This window comes from Roseovarius sp. PS-C2 (assembly GCF_018862045.1).
GTDB lineage: Bacteria > Pseudomonadota > Alphaproteobacteria > Rhodobacterales > Rhodobacteraceae > Roseovarius.
In genome coordinates, this window is sequence record NZ_JAHKSQ010000003.1 from 98,925 (window position 1) to 115,112 (window position 16,188).

The 16,188-nt window shown below is 63.9% G+C and carries 16 protein-coding genes; 13 read left to right on the plus strand and 3 right to left on the minus strand.

Annotation, left to right across the window (positions count from 1 at the left end):
- Positions 1-14 precede the first annotated feature (14 nt).
- Together KPG71_RS06460 and miaA are read right to left on the minus strand one after the other, a co-directional pair.
- A complete protein-coding gene (locus KPG71_RS06460; RefSeq protein ID WP_216337301.1) occupies positions 15-881 on the minus strand; it encodes an AraC family transcriptional regulator in 867 nt (288 codons plus the stop codon).
- Between the two features lie 78 nt (positions 882-959).
- On the minus strand, positions 960-1,841 hold the full coding sequence (miaA, locus tag KPG71_RS06465) for a tRNA (adenosine(37)-N6)-dimethylallyltransferase MiaA (protein ID WP_216337302.1): 882 nt from the start codon (positions 1,839-1,841) through the stop codon (positions 960-962).
- 144 nt (positions 1,842-1,985) lie between these two features.
- Here miaA and pyrH point away from each other — a divergent pair, with 144 nt between their 5' ends.
- The 13 genes from pyrH to KPG71_RS06530 all read left to right on the plus strand — a co-directional run bounded on the left by pyrH (position 1,986) and on the right by KPG71_RS06530 (position 14,647).
- Positions 1,986-2,717: a UMP kinase gene (gene pyrH, locus KPG71_RS06470; protein ID WP_216337303.1), complete on the plus strand. Its 732-nt coding sequence runs from the start codon at positions 1,986-1,988 to the stop codon at positions 2,715-2,717.
- A gap of 48 nt (positions 2,718-2,765) precedes the next feature.
- Complete coding sequence (gene frr / locus KPG71_RS06475) at positions 2,766-3,329, plus strand: ribosome recycling factor (protein WP_073031763.1); 564 nt, start codon at positions 2,766-2,768, stop codon at positions 3,327-3,329.
- A 17-nt stretch (positions 3,330-3,346) separates the two neighbouring features.
- On the plus strand, positions 3,347-4,072 hold the full coding sequence (locus KPG71_RS06480; protein WP_216337304.1) for an isoprenyl transferase: 726 nt from the start codon (positions 3,347-3,349) through the stop codon (positions 4,070-4,072).
- Positions 4,069-4,848: a phosphatidate cytidylyltransferase gene (locus KPG71_RS06485; RefSeq protein WP_216337305.1), complete on the plus strand. Its 780-nt coding sequence runs from the start codon at positions 4,069-4,071 to the stop codon at positions 4,846-4,848. The genes KPG71_RS06480 and KPG71_RS06485 overlap by 4 nt, the downstream gene beginning before the upstream one ends.
- Positions 4,845-6,026 carry a 1-deoxy-D-xylulose-5-phosphate reductoisomerase gene (gene dxr, locus KPG71_RS06490; protein WP_216337306.1) on the plus strand — a complete coding sequence of 394 codons (1,182 nt, stop codon included), beginning with the start codon at positions 4,845-4,847 and terminating at the stop codon, positions 6,024-6,026. The genes KPG71_RS06485 and dxr overlap by 4 nt, the downstream gene beginning before the upstream one ends.
- A gap of 4 nt (positions 6,027-6,030) precedes the next feature.
- The gene (gene rseP, locus KPG71_RS06495; RefSeq protein ID WP_216337307.1) at positions 6,031-7,377 is read left to right on the plus strand and encodes an RIP metalloprotease RseP; all 1,347 of its coding nucleotides are present in this window, start codon (positions 6,031-6,033) and stop codon (positions 7,375-7,377) included.
- Between the two features lie 383 nt (positions 7,378-7,760).
- Positions 7,761-10,088, plus strand: coding sequence for an outer membrane protein assembly factor BamA (gene bamA / locus KPG71_RS06500; protein WP_216337308.1), 2,328 nt, complete (start codon positions 7,761-7,763; stop codon positions 10,086-10,088).
- 8 nt (positions 10,089-10,096) lie between these two features.
- Positions 10,097-10,765, plus strand: coding sequence for an OmpH family outer membrane protein (locus tag KPG71_RS06505; protein ID WP_216337309.1), 669 nt, complete (start codon positions 10,097-10,099; stop codon positions 10,763-10,765).
- A gap of 69 nt (positions 10,766-10,834) precedes the next feature.
- A complete protein-coding gene (fabZ, locus tag KPG71_RS06510) occupies positions 10,835-11,299 on the plus strand; it encodes a 3-hydroxyacyl-ACP dehydratase FabZ (protein WP_216337310.1) in 465 nt (154 codons plus the stop codon).
- A 5-nt stretch (positions 11,300-11,304) separates the two neighbouring features.
- A complete protein-coding gene (lpxA, locus tag KPG71_RS06515) occupies positions 11,305-12,108 on the plus strand; it encodes an acyl-ACP--UDP-N-acetylglucosamine O-acyltransferase (protein ID WP_216337311.1) in 804 nt (267 codons plus the stop codon).
- 3 nt (positions 12,109-12,111) lie between these two features.
- Positions 12,112-12,918: a UDP-2,3-diacylglucosamine diphosphatase LpxI gene (locus KPG71_RS06520; RefSeq protein WP_216337312.1), complete on the plus strand. Its 807-nt coding sequence runs from the start codon at positions 12,112-12,114 to the stop codon at positions 12,916-12,918.
- A complete protein-coding gene (lpxB, locus tag KPG71_RS06525) occupies positions 12,918-14,078 on the plus strand; it encodes a lipid-A-disaccharide synthase (protein ID WP_216337313.1) in 1,161 nt (386 codons plus the stop codon). Before KPG71_RS06520 ends, lpxB begins: the two co-directional genes overlap by 1 nt.
- Before the next feature lie 149 nt (positions 14,079-14,227).
- Positions 14,228-14,647, plus strand: coding sequence for a PACE efflux transporter (locus KPG71_RS06530; RefSeq protein ID WP_216337314.1), 420 nt, complete (start codon positions 14,228-14,230; stop codon positions 14,645-14,647).
- Between the two features lie 108 nt (positions 14,648-14,755).
- Here the strand turns inward: KPG71_RS06530 and KPG71_RS06535 are convergent, their stop codons facing one another.
- Entirely contained in the window at positions 14,756-15,766 is a 1,011-nt protein-coding gene (locus tag KPG71_RS06535; RefSeq protein ID WP_367397330.1) for an NAD(P)H-dependent flavin oxidoreductase, read from the minus strand.
- Positions 15,767-16,188 lie beyond the last annotated feature (422 nt).

Sequence of the window (16,188 nt, forward strand, 5' to 3'; positions counted from 1 at the left end):
GCCCCGTTTCAAGATCAACCCATACGGCGCGAAGGGGCGGGGGCAATGCCCGCGCGCGGCGCAACGCCCGGTTGAGGCGCCGCTGGCTGGGTCTGTGCCTTGCGGCGCAGGGCGGTGGGCGTCAGCCCGGTATGATGCTGCACGAAGCGGGAAAAATAGGCGGCGCTGCGAAATCCCAGCATGGCGGCGATCTGCTTGAACGGCTGGTCCCCGGTTTCCAGCAGGACGCGCGCCTCGTGAAGGCTGCGCTGCGTCAGCAGTTTGGAGGCGCCGAGCCCGGCGCAGCCCTGGCAGGTGCGGGTCAGGTGGGTTGGCGTCACGCCGAGGGCACGGGCATAATCGGCCATCGGCTTGCCGGTCCTGTAATCGCGTTCGATCAGCGCGGCATAGGCGGTGACCAGACGCTGCGCCGCCGTGGGGCGGGCGGGGCGGTCATCGGTGTGGTCGATCATCGTGCGCCGCAGCCAGACCGACAAAAGCGCGGCATGGGCGTTCATCGCCTCGTCAAGGAACGGGCGGGCGGTGTTCTGTTCGCGCTGCATCGCGTCGAGGATCGCGGTCAGTTCCGCCTGGGCCTGCACATCGCGCAGGCGCAGGTGCTGCGGCTCGTCTGGCATCAGGGCCGCGCCTCCGGGGGGAATCTCGCAAACCAGACCGAAGCCTTGCCGCCCCACATCCAGCGCAAACAGCGTGCCCGCCGGAATGACCAGCGCGTTATGAACCCCGACGCCACGGCGCACCCCGCCGATCAGGGCCCGCCCCTGACCGCGCGTGATCCAGATCAGCGCGTGATGCGGGCAGCTATGGGGAAGCTCGGCCTGCCACGGCCCGGCGGACGACCATTGGGCCAGGGTGGAAAGGCGCGGGTAGGATGATGGCATGGTATGGCCCGAAATTGCGCTGTTTTGACAAGCGTAACGTCAGGAATGCCCGAAAGTCAGGGGGAAAGATTGAAAAACCTACAATATGACGGCGTCGATGGCCTGCCAGGTCCGCATGCGCGAGCGAAACCATGTGCGCTGCCGCTTGGCGAACTGGCGCGTCGCGATAGTGGCGGCCTCGCGCGCCTGATCGAGAGTCATCTCTCCCCGCAGGTGGGCGATCAGTTCCGGCGCGCCGATGGCCTTGGCCGACAGAAGCGACGGGGTCCAGCCGGGCAGGTTGGCGCGCGCTTCCTCCAGCGCGCCCTGATCCAGCATCCGGTCGAACCGGCGGGCGATCCGGGCATTCAGCCAGTCCTTGTCGGCCTCGACGACCAGCGCGGTGCACTCCGACAAGGGCAGCAGCGGCGGCGGCGTATGGTCCTGCCAGTCCGCCAACCCGCGCCCGGTGGTTTGCAACACCTCCCACGCGCGTTGCACACGCATCGGGTTTCGCGTGTCGATCCGGGCGCGTGTCGCCGCGTCGATCTCTGCCAGAAGCGCCTCGATCCCTTCCTGCGCCATGCGCTCGTTGGCGTCGGCGCGCACGGTCTCGGGGGTTGCGGGAATATCGGCCAGCCCTTCGGTCAGGGCCGAAAAATACAGCCCCGTCCCGCCGACGATGATGGGGCGCGCGCCGCCCTGCAAAAGCGGTGCGACATCGCGCAGCCAGTGCCCGACGGAATATTCGGCATCCCCCGCAACATGCCCGTATAGCGCATGGGCGGCCTGGGCTTCGTCCTCGGGCGAGGGGCGGGCCGTGAGGATACGCCAGTTGTCGAACACCTGAATCGCGTCGCCATTGACGATCACGCCCCCCGATTGCGCCGCGATGCGCAGCGCAAGGGCGGATTTACCGCTGGCCGTGGGGCCGGCGATCAGGACGGGCCTGTCGGGGGGTATGTCGGGCAGGGTGGTCATCGCCCTGTCAGATAGGCGAAAACCGCGCCGCATGCGAGGGGGGGCGGGAACGAATAACGGCGGCGAACCGTTTCTGAGATTGAACCTTGCGGGGTTTTCCTACATTTTGCGCGCGATTGCGAAGCGGCTCACAAGGATTTGCCCATGTCCGATACGGATTCCCCAAAAACCACGTTCAATCGCGTCATGCTGAAGATTTCGGGTGAGGCGTTAATGGGGGATCAGGGCTATGGATTGCATCCGCCGACGGTCGAGCGGATCGCGCGCGAGGTCAAGTCGGTTCACGACATGGGCGTCGAAATCTGCATGGTCATCGGCGGCGGCAACGTGTTTCGCGGGCTGGCGGGCAGCGCGCAGGGGATGGAGCGCACGACTGCCGACTACATGGGCATGCTGGCCACGGTGATGAACGCGCTGGCCATGCAGAGCGCTCTGGAAAAGCTGGGCGTGTTCACCCGCGTGATCAGCGCCATCCGCATGGACGAGGTCGCCGAGCCCTATATCCGCCGCCGCGCGGTGCGCCATCTTGAGAAAAAGCGCGTCTGCATCTTTGCGGCGGGCACCGGCAACCCCTATTTCACCACCGATACGGCGGCCACTCTGCGCGCCAATGAAATGGCCTGCGAAGCGATCTTCAAGGGCACCAAGGTGGACGGCGTCTATGACAAGGACCCGATGAAGTTCGACGATGCCAAACGCTATGACAGCGTGACCTATGATGAGGTTCTGGCCCAGCATCTGAACGTGATGGACGCCAGCGCCATCGCGCTTGCGCGCGACAACAACCTGCCGATCATCGTCTTCAGTCTGGACGAACCGGGCGGGTTCAAGGGTATTCTGGCCGGAGAGGGCACCTATACAAAGGTCCATGGCTGAGGCTAAACAGGCATAACACACGCGAGACCCGCGAGAAGGAAGACGACTATGGCTGATGAATTCATCCTCGATACCGACGATCTGCAACGGCGCATGGAAGGCGCGATGACCGCGCTGCGCAGCGAGTTTTCCTCGTTGCGGACGGGCCGGGCCTCGGCCAGCATGCTGGAACCCGTCATGGTGGATGCCTATGGCCAGCCGACCCCGGTCAACCAGGTCGGCACCGTGAACGTCCCCGAACCGCGCATGGTGACGATCAATGTCTGGGACAAGGGCCTTGTGGGCAAGGTGGAAAAGGCGATCCGCGAAAGCGGCCTCGGCATCAACCCGCAGCTGAACGGCACGATCATCATGCTGCCGATCCCCGAACTGAACGAGGAACGCCGCAAGGAACTGACCAAGGTCGCCGCGCAATATGCCGAACACGCCCGCGTGGCCGTGCGCAACGTGCGCCGCGACGGGATGGACCAGATCAAGAAGGCCAAGGCCGACGGCATGTCGGAAGACGACCAGAAGTTCTGGGAAACCGAGGTGCAGGATCTGACCAACACCTTCATCGGTCACGTCGACGAGGCACTGGAGGCCAAGCAGGCCGAGATCATGCAGGTCTGAGACAAGCGAGGCGCCAAATGGCCCGGAACACCCCCCTGACTGGCGGTCCGCGCCATGTTGCGATCATCATGGACGGCAACGGACGTTGGGCACAGGCCCGCGGACGTCCCCGCCTGTTCGGGCATCATGCCGGGGCGCGGCGGGTGCGCGAGATTGTCAGCTCCTGCCCCGATCTCGGGGTCGATTACCTGACGATCTTCGCCTTCTCGACCGAGAACTGGAAACGCACCCAGACCGAGGTGGCCGGGCTGATGGCGCTGTTCCGGCGCTATATTCTCAAGGAAATGCAGGAGTTCGTGAAGGAAGACGTGCGCGTGCGCTTCATCGGCGACCGCCAGCGGCTGGACAAGTCCCTTCAGGCCCTGATGGACGAAACCGAGCAGATGACCAGCGTCTGCACCGGGCTGAACCTGACCATCGCCCTGAATTACGGCGGGCGCGACGAGGTGGCCCGCGCCACGAGACGGCTGGCGCAGGATGTGGCCGACGGGCGGCTGGACCCGGCGGAGGTCGATCAGGAAACCTTGCCGAAATACCTGGACACCCGCGTTTTGCCCGATCCCGATCTGGTGATCCGCACCAGCGGCGAGGCGCGGATTTCGAACTTTCTGCTGTGGCAGTCGGCCTATTCGGAATACGAATTCATCGACACGCTGTGGCCGGATTTCACCCGCGAGATATTCACCGATGTGCTGCGCGGCTACGGGGCGCGCGACCGGCGCTTCGGGGCGGTGAACGGATGAGTGCACCGGCGCAATGGCACGATCTGGCGCCGCGCGTCCTGTCGGGCGTGGCGATGGCCGTGGCCGGGGCCGCCGCCGTTTGGGCGGGGGGCTGGATTTTCACGATTGCCGTGTGCCTGCTGGCGGGGCTGATGATCTGGGAATGCACCGGCATGTTCGACGTGCCGGGCCGCGCCAGCCTGCCGATCCTCGGCGCGGGGGCGCTGGCCGGGGCGCTGAGCCTGCCGGGCGTGATCGTGGTGCCGCTGCTGGTGGCCGTGGCCTTCGTCGGGGCAGGGCAGGCGGCACGCGACAAGGTGCTGTATGCGGTGTGCGTGCTTTGGGTCCTGCTGGGATGCTACATGATCGCCGTGCTGCGCAGCGATGCCGGGCTGGTCTGGGTGCTGTGGCTGGTGCTGGTCGTCGTGGTTTCGGACGTGGCGGGGTATTTCGCCGGGCGCATGTTGGGCGGGCCGAAATTCTGGCCGCGCGTCAGTCCCAAGAAAACATGGTCGGGCACTGCGGCGGGCTGGATCGGGGCGGCGGTGATCGGGTTGATCTTTGCCCTGCCCACGGGGGCGGGGTGGCTGCTGGTGCCGGTCTCGATGCTGGTGGGATTTGCCGGGCAGATGGGTGACATCGCCGAAAGCGCGGTCAAGCGGCGGGTCGGGGTCAAGGACAGCTCGACCCTGATTCCCGGTCATGGCGGCGTGCTGGACAGGTTCGACGCCATGCTGGGCGCGGGGCCGGCGATCATGGCCATCTGGGCGCTGAAGCTGTTGCCGGGGCTGGCATGAAACGCATCACCATTCTGGGCGCGACGGGGTCGATCGGGCAGAACACGCTGGACCTGATCCGCAGGGATCGCGACGCGTATCAGGTGGTCGCCCTGACCGGGGGGCGCAACATCGCGCAACTGGCGCGCGACGCCGTGGAGTTCGGCGCCGAAATCGCCGTCACCGCGCATGACGAGCTGCTGGACGATCTGCGCGCCGCACTGAGCGGCAGCGCCGTCAAGGCCGCCGCCGGCGCCCGCGCCGTGGCCGAGGCGGGCGCGCGCCCGGCGGATTGGGTGATGTCCGCCATCGTCGGTGCGGCAGGCCTGCCGCCGGGGCTTGCGGCGCTGGAACAGGGCGCGACGCTGGCGCTGGCCAACAAGGAAACACTGGTCGCCGCCGGGCCGCTGGTCATGGAGACGGCCACCCGGCACGGGGCGCGAATCCTGCCGGTGGACAGCGAGCATTCGGCGATCTTCCAGGCGCTGACCGGCGAAGACATCGGCGCGGTGCGCCGGGTTGTCATCACCGCCAGCGGCGGGGCTTTCCGCGACTGGCCGCTCGAGGCGCTGGCGAAGGCTAGTCTCGAAGAGGCCTCGACCCATCCCAACTGGAACATGGGCCAGCGGATCACCATCGACAGCGCGTCGATGTTCAACAAGGCGCTCGAAGTGATCGAGGCGCGGGAATTCTTCGGGCTGGACCCGGCGCAGATCGAGGTGCTGGTGCATCCCGAATCCCTCGTGCATGCGCTGGTGGGGTTTTGCGACGGGGCGCTGATGGCCCATGTCGGACCGCATGACATGCGCCATGCCATCGGCTATGCGCTGAACTGGCCCGAGCGCCGCCCGCTGCCGGTGGATGCGCTGGACCTGGCGGCCATCGGACAGTTGACTTTCCGCGCCCCCGATCCCGCGCGCTACCCGGCGCTCGGGCTGGCGCGCGAGGTGATGGCGATGCGCGGCCTCAGCGGCGCGGTGTTCAACGCCGCCAAGGAACGCGCGCTGGATCATTTCATCGCGGGACGTATCGGTTTCCTGGACATGAGCGATGTCGTCCAAGAGGTTCTGGCCCGGCTTTCCGCCGAAAATGGCCTTATTGATGCCGGGATCACCCTTGATAGCGTGACACGGCTTGACCATCTGTCACGCAGGTGCGCTGACGCCGTGGTGCAGGAACAGTGCAAGAAAACAGGATAATCGAGTGGATATTGCAGCCCTTCTGCCGCAGTTTGGCGGATTTTTCATGACCATCCTCGCCTTTGTCGTCGCCCTTTCGGTGATCGTGGCCGTGCATGAATACGGCCATTACATCGTCGGCCGCTGGTCAGGGATCAAGGCCGAGGTGTTTTCGCTCGGATTCGGGCCGGTCCTGTGGTCGCGGATGGACAGGCACGGCACCCGCTGGCAGATAGCTGCGCTGCCCTTCGGCGGATTCGTCAAGTTTCTGGGCGACGCCAACGCCGCCAGCGCCAAGAGCGACGAGGCCGTGGCCGAAATGCCCCCCGAGATTCGCCGTCAGACCATGCACGGGGCGCCGCTCTGGGCGCGCACGGCCACCGTTGCGGCGGGGCCGGTGTTCAATTTCGTCCTGTCGATCCTGATTTTCGCCGCCGTGATGATGACGCAGGGCAAGGTGGCCGATCCGCTGGCCGTGGGCGAGTTGCGCCCGCTGCCCGGCGAGAACCTGACCTTGCAGGCCGGGGACCGCCTGTTGCAGATCGAAGGGCTCGACGTGCCCGGCGCGGACGAGGACAAGACCTTCAGCGACCTGATCGACGAATTGCCGATCCGCCCGGTTCTGAGCTATCAGGTAGAGCGCGACGGGCAACAGATGCAGGTGCAGGGGCCCTATCCGATGCCGCCGCTGGTGGCGCAACTGGCCCCGCAATCCGCCGCCTATGACATCAGCATGCAGCCGGGCGATGTGATTACCGCGGTCGATGGCGCGCCCATCGCGGCGTTTTCCGAGCTCAAGGAGGTGGTCGAGGCCTCGGACGGGCGCGCCCTGGAACTGAAAGTCTGGCGCGATGGCGAAACGCTGGATTTCGTGCTCGCTCCCCGGCGGGTGGACGAGCCGCGCTCAGAAGGCGGGTTCCGCACCACATGGCGCATCGGAATCGCCGGCGGTCTGGCGTTCGAGCCGGCCACCGAGGCGCTTGGCCCGGTGCAGGCCGTGGCCGGGGGCGCGGTGCAGGTCTGGCGCATCGTCGAGGGCTCGGTTTCGGGGCTCTATCACATGGTGACGGGCGCGATCAGCAGCTGCAACATGTCCGGCCCCATCGGCATCGCCGAGGTTTCGGGCGCGATGGCCAGCCAGGGCGCGGAAAGCTTCATCTGGTTCATCGCGGTGCTGTCCGCCGCCGTGGGTTTCCTGAACCTGTTTCCCATCCCGGTGCTGGATGGCGGGCATCTGGCCTTCTACGCCTACGAGGCGGTTGCAGGCAAACCGCCCAGCGACACGGCGCTGCGGCTGATGATGACCATCGGCCTGACGCTGGTTCTGGGGCTGATGCTGTTCGCGCTGTTCAACGATATCTTCTGCCCCTGACGAAGAAGCCCGGCGTACCGGACTGCCGCATTTTTGCCAATTTTTGGTCCGGCTTGCCGCCACATTGAATCGTCAGTGTTCTGTTCACTCGAAGCGACTGGACAGGACCAATGCAACACATTGTCAGCGGATACCGGGGCATGAGCCTGCTTTTCGATCTCAACTGGGATCGCATCATGTATATCGGCACCATTGCGCTCGGCCTGCTGGCGGGCGGATTCGTGGGGTCTTTCTTCGGCTCGTTCTGAGCGTTTCCGGCATGAGAGCGGCCAGTGTGGCATGGCCGCGCCGAGTTCAAAAATCTTGCGCTTCGCGTTTTGACAACATGCCTCATTCCAGCTACTGACATCGGACAAGAGGGATGTTGGACTGGATTTAATCACATGGCATATAAGCAGCACCGGCGCAGCCGCTACCTGACACAGCGACAGCATTTGGCGCCCGCACTGCGAAGCATCGGATTCGCAGCTTTGACGGCTGCGGCCTTCGCCGTTCCGGGTCCGTCCGACGCTCAGAATTACCGGTTCAGTTCCGTCACGATCGAGGGCAATCAGCGTGTCGAATCCGGCACGATCCTGACCTATGCCGGGATCGCCCGCGGCGAGACCGTTTCGGCGGGGGATCTGAACGAGGCCTATCAGCGCATTCTGGCCACCGGCCTGTTCGAAACCGTCGAGATCGTGCCGCAGGGCAGCCGCCTCGTGATTCAGGTCACCGAATTCCCGACGATCAACCGCATCGCCTTCGAAGGCAACCGCAAGATCAAGGACGAGGATCTGGCAGGCTTCATCGAAAGCCAGTCGCGTCAGGTGTTCAGCCCCACCAAGGCCGAACGCGACGCCGCCACGATCACCGAAGCCTATGCGCAGAACGGGCGCGTCTCGGCCCGCGTGACGCCCAAGGTCATCCGCCGCAGCGACAACCGCGTCGATCTGGTGTTCGAGATTTTCGAGGGCCGCAAGATCGAGGTTCAGCGCATCGGTTTCGTCGGGAACCGCGCCTATTCCGATCGCCGCCTGCGCCGCGTGATCGAAAGCAAGCAGGCCGGCCTGTTGCGCGCCCTGATCGAAAAGGACACCTTCGTCGAAGACCGGATTCAGTTCGACAAGCAGGTGCTGACCGATTTCTACAATTCGCGCGGCTATGTGGATTTCCGCGTGACTGGCACCAATGCCGAACTGGCGCGCGAACGCGACGGTTATTTCGTGACCTTCAACATTCAGGAAGGCCAGCAGTTCAAGTTCGGTGAGATCACCACCGTCAGCGAAATCCCCGAAGCGGACGCCGAGGTGTATCACGACGTTCTCAAGATCAAGCAGGGCAAGACCTATTCGCCGACCCTGGTCGAGGATTCGATCGCCCGCATGGAACGTCTCGCCATCAGGAACGGGGTGGATTTTCTGCGGGTGGAGCCCCGGATCACCCGCAATGACCGCGATCTGACGCTGGATGTCGAATTCGCTCTGGTGCGCGGCGAGCGCATTTTCGTCGAACGCATCGACATCGAAGGCAACACCACGACGCTGGACAGGGTCATCCGCCGTCAGTTCGACATGGCCGAAGGCGATCCGTTCAACCCACGCCAGATTCGCGAGGCCGCCGAACGTATCCGGGCGCTGAACTATTTTTCCGACACCGACGTGAACGCACGCGAGGGCTCGCGTCCCGATCAGGTTGTGGTCGATGTCAATGTCGAAGAGAAAACCACCGGCTCGCTGACCTTCGGCGCCAGCTACTCGACCAACTCGGGTATGGGGATTTCCGTCGGGTTCAGCGAACGCAACTTCCTCGGGCGCGGGCAGAAACTCACCGCGGCCATCGCCGCATCTGGAAACAACCTGAACTACAATTTCGGCTTCGTCGAACCGGCTTTCCTCGGGCGCGATGTCGAGTTCGGCCTCGATTTCGCCCTGACGGAAACCGAAAGCGATTTCAGCGAATTCGACACGGTCGATGGCGTCTTCCGGCCCAGCCTGACCTTCCCGGTCAGCGAAAACGGCCGTCTGAGCCTGTACTATCAGGCAGGCTATCAGGACATCAGCAACTATTACGGGCGTTCGGGTATCCTGCGCGCCGAAACGAACATGGGCGAGCAATGGACCAGCGGGATCGGGTATAACTACACCTACGATACGCGCCGCAACGGACTCGATCCGAATTCGGGTGTGTTGCTGTCCTTCGGTCAGCGGTATTCGGGCCTCGGCGGAGATCGCGAGTATCTGGAAACCACGGCCCGGATCATCGCCCAGACGATGGTCCTGAACGAAGAGGTCACGTTGCGGGCAACCGTCGAAGGCGGCGCGCTCGAGTTCTTCAACGGTCAGAGCAGCCGCGCGGTCGAACGCTATTCCAGTCAGGTCATGCGCGGCTTCGAGCCCAACGGCATAGGGCCGATCGAGGGCCTTGAACATCTGGGGGGCGATTACTACGCGGTGGCCAAGTTCGAAGCCGAGTTCCCGCTCGGCCTGCCGGATGAATACGGTATCTCGGGCGGCGCGTTCTACGATGTCGGGGGCATCTGGGGGGTCGATACCACCAACGCGATCTTCCCCGTGCAATCCACAAGCTTCAAGCCGCGTCACGTGGTCGGGCTGTCGTTGTTCTGGGAATCGCCTTTCGGTCCGTTGCGCTTCAACTGGTCCAAGGCGCTCAAGAAAGAGCCGGGCGATATCGACCAGTCCTTCGACCTGACCGTGCGCACCGACTTCTGAGGTCGGGAATGACCCGCTTTGGTCTTGCGGTCGTCCGGCGGGTGGTGGTGGCGCTGAGCCTGCTCTGCGCTGCCGTGCCCGGCGCCGTGGCGCAGGACATGGGCGTGATCGAAAGCGATATTCTGGTGATCGACCCCGACCGCCTGTTCGCCGAAACGCAGCTCGGTCTCAGGATGACATCGACGCTGCGCGCCGAGCGCGAGGCCCTGATCGCCCGGAATCGCGAACTCGAAGCCCAGCTCGAAGCCGAAGAAAAAGCGCTGACCGATCTGCGCGCCCAAACCAGCCCCGAAGAGTTTCGCAAGCTGGCCGATACTTTCGATTCCAAAGTGCAGGAAATCCGCAGCGAAAGCGAACGCCGCGCCCGCGATCTCGAACGGAACAGTTCCCAGGCGACGGTGCAGTTCATGCGCCTGATCGAACCGGTTCTGGTTCAGATCATGCGCGAGGCCGGGGCCGCCGTGGTCATGGACAGCCGGAATGTTCTGCTGCGCGCGGGCGCCATAGATATCACCGATCTGGCGATCACCCGCATCGACGAGCGGATCGGGGATGCAATGCCGGGCGATGCGCCACCAAAGGACGCCACGCCCGTGCCGGATACGCCCGATCAGACCCCGGAGGAAGACCCGCCTGCGCAGGAGTCCCCGGCAGAACAGGCCCCCGCAGACGATTAGCGCCGCGCTTGCCCATCCGGGGGCGAGTTGCTAGGGAAAGCTCAGGCGAGCACAGTGAAGGACAACAGCATGACCGAGCCGTTCAAATCCGCGGATATTCACCTGATCCAGCGGATCATCCCCCATCGCTATCCGTTCCTTCTGGTGGACAAGGTGGTGGATATCGACGGCTTTCAGCAGGCGCGGGGCATCAAGAATGTCACCATGAACGAGCCGCATTTCCAGGGCCATTTTCCGGGTAAGCCGATCATGCCGGGCGTGACCATTGTCGAGGCGATGGCGCAGACCGCGGCGGTCATGGTCGGCACGGCGCTCGGCATGGAAGACCGCGACATGCTGGTTTATTTCATGTCGATCGACAAATGCAAATTCCGCCGCATGGTGGTGCCGGGCGACGTTCTTGAAATGAAACTCGAAACGCTGCGGGGCAAGCCCGGCGGCAAGGTCTGGAAATTCGCCGGTGTGGCCGAGGTCGAGGGTGAAATGGCCGCCGAGGCCGAATTCACCGCGATGATGGACCTGCCCAAGGAGTGATCCGCATGTCGCAGTCGTCAGAGACGTTCATTCATCCGGGCGCCATCGTCGAACCCGGCGCGCAACTGGGGCAGGGCTGTCATGTCGGCCCGTTCTGCCATGTCGGCCCCGAGGTGCGGCTTGGCGATGGTGTGGTGCTCAAATCGCATGTCGTGGTAACGGGCGACACCGAGATCGGCGACGAGACCGTGATCTTTCCCTTCGCCTGTATCGGCGAGGTGCCGCAGGACCTGAAATTCAAGGGCGAGAAGACCCGCCTCGTGATCGGGGCGCGCAACCGCATCCGCGAACACGTGACCATGAACACCGGCACCGCCGGGGGCGGGGGCGAAACCCGCGTGGGCGATGACGGGCTGTTCATGGCGGGCTGTCACGTGGCCCATGATGTGCGGATCGGCAACCGTGTGATCATCGTCAACAACGCCGCTCTGGCCGGTCATTGCGTGATCGAGGACGATGTGATCGTCGGCGGCTTGTCCGGGGTGCATCAATGGGTGCGGATCGGGCAGGGCGCGATCATTGGCGCGGTCACGATGGTGACCAACGATGTCATTCCCCACGGTCTGGTGCAGGCCCCGCGCGGTGAACTGCACGGGCTGAACCTTGTCGGGCTGAAACGGCGCGGTGTGCCGCGTGCCGACATCACCGCGCTGCGCGCGGCCTTTCAGATGCTGGCGCAGGGCGAAGGCGCGTTTCAGGAACGCGCGCGCCGCCTGGGTGCGGAAACCGAAAGCGACTATGTCCGCCAGATCGTGGATTTCGTGACAGGCGCAAGCGACCGGTCCTTCCTGACTCCGGGGGCGGTCTGAGCCGTGGCGGGAAAACTGGCCATACTGGCCTGTAGCGGGGGGTTGCCCGTGCGCATCGCCGAGGCCCATCCGGAGGCCATCCGTATCGGCTTTGCCGGTGTCCCCAACGATCTGGAGGGCGACGTTCAGGACCATCGCTTCGAGAAGATGGGCGATTTGTTCGCGAACCTGAAGGATCAGGGCGTCGATCGGGTTGTCTTTGCCGGATCGCTCGCGCGCCCGCCGCTCGACCCCACGGCCTTCGATCCCACGATGATGTCGCTCGCGCCCCGTCTGATGGTGGCGATGCAGAGCGGCGACGATGCGCTGCTCAGTCAGGTAATCGCGATTTTCGAGGAACAGGGCTTTGCCGTCATGGGCGCGCATGAGCTGGTGCCGGGCCTGACGGCGGAGGAGGGGCTGGCCGTCGGGGCCGAACCCGGTGAGGCGGATTTGCAGGATGTGTCACGGGCCTGGGATATCCTGATGGCGCTGTCGCCGCTCGATGTGGGGCAGGGATGTGTCGTGGCCGGCGGGCAATGTCTGGGGATCGAAACCGTTCAGGGCACGGATGCCCTGTTGCAGTTCGTGGCGCAGACCCCTGAAAAATTGCGCCGTGATTTCAAGGGCGTATATGTCAAGGCGGCCAAGCGTGGGCAGGATCTGCGGATCGACATGCCGGTGATCGGGCCGCAGACAATCGCCGCCGTTGCCAGGGCCGGTCTGGCCGGTCTGGTGATCGAGGCGGGCCGCGTGATGATCGTCGAGCGGGACAAGACCCTGCAGGCCGTCGAAGACGAGGGACTTTTCCTGACCGCACGGGTGCTGTGATGAAAGTGTTCCTGATCGCCGGAGAGGCCTCGGGCGACAGGCTGGGCGCGGCACTGATGGCCGGGCTGAAATCCCTCGAAGACGTGGAATTTCAAGGGGTCGGCGGGCCACTGATGCAGGCCGAAGGGATGCAGAGCCTGTTTCCCATGGACGAGTTGAGCGTCATGGGGCTGGCCGAGATCCTGCCGAAATACATGCATCTCAGACGCCGCCTGCACCAGACCGCCGAGGCCGTTCTGGAGGCGCAGCCGGATGTTCTGATCACCATCGACAGCCCCGATTTCTGCCTGCGCGCGGCACGGCTGGTCAGAGCGAAAAGCGCCGTAAGAACCGTTCATTACGTGGCGCCCTCGGTCTGGGCGTGGCGCGCGGGCCGGGCGCGGAAGATGGCGGGCGTGATCGACCATGTCCTGGCGCTCCTGCCGTTCGAGCCGCCCTATATGGAAGCGGCGGGGATGGAATGCGATTTCGTCGGGCATCCGGTGGTGAGCGAACCCCAGGCCACCCCCGAGGAGATCGAGCGGTTCAGGGCCCGCCACGGGCTCGACGGGCCGCTCTGGATGGTGCTGCCCGGCTCGCGCCGGGGCGAGGTGACATGGCTGGGCGACCGGTTCTCGGATGTCGTTCGCCGGGTTCTGGCCGCCAGACCGGACCTGTCGCTGGTTCTTCCCACCACCGAAACGGTCGCGCCGCTGGTGCGCGGGATGGTGGCCGACTGGCCGGTCAAGCCGTTGATCCTCAGCCCGGAGGGGATGGACGCCGAGAGCTACAAGGCCGAAAAACGCGCCGCCTTCGGTGCGGCGGACTGGGCACTGGCGGCATCGGGTACGGTTTCTCTGGAACTGGCGGCGGCACGCACGCCGATGGTCATCGCCTATGACCTCAAACCCCTGAGCCGGTTCATCATTTCGCGGATGCTCAAGGTGGACACGCTGACGCTGGTCAATCTCGTCTCCGAAACGCGCGTGATCCCCGAATTCATCGGCAAGGCCTGCCGCCCCGAGCTGATCGCCCCGGCCATGCTCGGGGTGATGGACAACCCCAACCCGCAACTTGCCGCGATGGACCTGACGATGGACCGGCTGGGCCGGGGCGGCGAGGCGCCGGGGTTGCGCGCGGCACGGGCCGTTCTGGCGCGGATGAAAGCGGCCACAGGGTAACGCCGGGTTTGCAGGCGAAGGGGCGGCCATTTGGCCGATACCCGACACTGGACAGGCCCGCGCCCACCCCCTATATGACCGCTGCGAGGACGACCTCCCCCATCCGGGACAAATGCCGGGACGACCCGGACAGCAGATGGGGAAAGACCATGCGCACCACCGGCGATCGTATCCGTCACGCACTCAGCTTTGAAATCATCGGCATCCTGTTGGTCGTGCCCCTTGCGGCGACGGGCTTTGGCGTTCACCTGCACGATGTCGGTGTCGTCGCCATCGCCGCCGCAACACTGGCGACGCTATGGAACTATATCTACAATCTGGGGTTCGACCGGCTGATGATGCGGTGGATGGGCACGGTCCACAAGACCCTGCCGGTGCGTGTCCTGCACGCCGTGCTGTTCGAGACCGGTCTCCTGGTGGTCACCTTGCCCTTCATCGCCTGGTATCTGGGTATAGGGCTCTGGCAGGCGTTGCTGATGGATATCACCTTTGCGGCGTTCTACCTGGTCTACGCCTTCGTCTTCAACTGGAGCTACGATCAGGTCTTTCCCCTGCCGAAGGAGGCGTAGTATCGGGCTGCGTGCGACCTGCAGGGGATGGTCGGATTGGGGCCAATTTAAATGAATGCTGCATCGCAAACGAAAGTCGGCTTCGGTGCGGTAAGCGCCTAGAAATGATCAGAAATCGATGATGGATTTGGCCTGATCGACAATCTCTCGAACGATTTCTTCGGCGCTCTGGACTTTGGTCACAAGGCCGACGCCTTGGCCTGACCACATGGGCAACGGCTCGATGTCACCTTCCAATTCAGAAAATGCTACGGCGCTGGCGTATCTTGGTATCTCGACGCCGTCAGGTCGTGTGGCGAGGATGTCTCCCTCACCGGGTCTGTGCCCGAGCGATGGCCGTCCGGCTGCCTCCCACATCCGAGAGGTGCTATTTTTTAGAGCTCTGTGAGGTGCGTTCGGCCAGACGAGGTCATAGAGATCGTCATAGTGCTCCGTATCGTTCTCGGATGCAGCGAGCAGGCGCTCTAAATAGATCGGGTGGGTCGGTGCTTCTTTGGCAGCGAGAAAACGGGTGCCGATCCAAGCAGCGGAAGCACCGAGCGCCAGTGCAGCAGCAAGTCCCCGTCCGTCTGCTATGCCGCCCGCTGCGATAACCGGAAGCCCATCAACCGCGTCTGCCACAGCCGGGACAAGGGCCATTGTTGAAACTCTGCCTTCGACATGTCCCCCCGCCTCCCATCCCTGGGCGCAGATTGCATCCGCCCCAAGGTCGACGGCTTCACGCGCTCCCTCAGATGTGCTGACGGTTAGTATAACCTTCACACCATGCGATTTCGCTCGTTCGACAAAATTTCCCGAATCTCCCCAAAAAAGGGAAACCACGTCAACGCCTTCCTCCAAACAGACATCAAGCTGCTCTTCGTTGCGGAAATCCATATTTAGGTTCACGCCAAAAGGCTTGTCGGTCAGTTCCTTGATCCGCCGAATTTCCATCCTCATCTTGTCAGGACTTTCCGTCCAGAGTGGAGCCAGCCCAAGCCCCCCCGCATTGCTTACGGCAGCAACCAGCTCTGGCGGTCCGACACGACCCATCGGCGCGAGGATGATTGGTTGAGTTACTCCAAATCGAGTGCAGAACGCATTTGCCAACCTTGTTCCCTCCGTAGGTAACGAGAACACTATCAGTAAAACTGCTTCACGCAACGAGATGCTACTTTCGGTGAGGTCCTGATGCCGTGGTCGATTTGCACAAAGCTGACGACTAGGCGAGTTTTGATGTAGGTTCGCTTTTTTCGCTTAACAGCCTTTGGCACAAAGTGTGGTGCTGCGATCAGGTTCGTTGCATTTGTCCCCAAGCGCGAAACAGCGGCCGAAGGCCGCCGCGCATCGCCAGACCGCCCGCACGGGCTGGCGATTTGGTGAGGTCGGTGCGCCCCTTTGATCTCTTTCGGGTTTGGCCAGCATAAACTGCACTGAATGACCGTCTGATCGCCACCCCGCGGTCTGGCGATGCGCGGCTTAACCAACGTCCGTTCCGGCCCACACAGCAGTCACGACCGTTCCGCGTAGCGAACGAAAAAACCATATGGCTGTTTGCACCC

Bases quoted from the DNA above. Each gene is read 5' to 3' on its own strand.
- lpxB (WP_216337313.1), top strand. From the start codon at position 12,918: ATGAAAGTGTTCCTGATCGCCGGAGAGGCCTCGGGCGACAGGCTGGGC.
- KPG71_RS06460 (WP_216337301.1), bottom strand. From the start codon at position 881: ATGCCATCATCCTACCCGCGCCTTTCCACCCTGGCCCAATGGTCGTCC.
- bamA (WP_216337308.1), top strand. From the start codon at position 7,761: ATGGCATATAAGCAGCACCGGCGCAGCCGCTACCTGACACAGCGACAG.
- fabZ (WP_216337310.1), top strand. From the start codon at position 10,835: ATGACCGAGCCGTTCAAATCCGCGGATATTCACCTGATCCAGCGGATC.
- KPG71_RS06505 (WP_216337309.1), top strand. From the start codon at position 10,097: ATGACCCGCTTTGGTCTTGCGGTCGTCCGGCGGGTGGTGGTGGCGCTG.
- KPG71_RS06530 (WP_216337314.1), top strand. From the start codon at position 14,228: ATGCGCACCACCGGCGATCGTATCCGTCACGCACTCAGCTTTGAAATC.
- miaA (WP_216337302.1), bottom strand. From the start codon at position 1,841: ATGACCACCCTGCCCGACATACCCCCCGACAGGCCCGTCCTGATCGCC.
- dxr (WP_216337306.1), top strand. From the start codon at position 4,845: ATGAAACGCATCACCATTCTGGGCGCGACGGGGTCGATCGGGCAGAAC.
- KPG71_RS06485 (WP_216337305.1), top strand. From the start codon at position 4,069: ATGAGTGCACCGGCGCAATGGCACGATCTGGCGCCGCGCGTCCTGTCG.
- lpxA (WP_216337311.1), top strand. From the start codon at position 11,305: ATGTCGCAGTCGTCAGAGACGTTCATTCATCCGGGCGCCATCGTCGAA.
- KPG71_RS06480 (WP_216337304.1), top strand. From the start codon at position 3,347: ATGGCCCGGAACACCCCCCTGACTGGCGGTCCGCGCCATGTTGCGATC.
- pyrH (WP_216337303.1), top strand. From the start codon at position 1,986: ATGTCCGATACGGATTCCCCAAAAACCACGTTCAATCGCGTCATGCTG.
- frr (WP_073031763.1), top strand. From the start codon at position 2,766: ATGGCTGATGAATTCATCCTCGATACCGACGATCTGCAACGGCGCATG.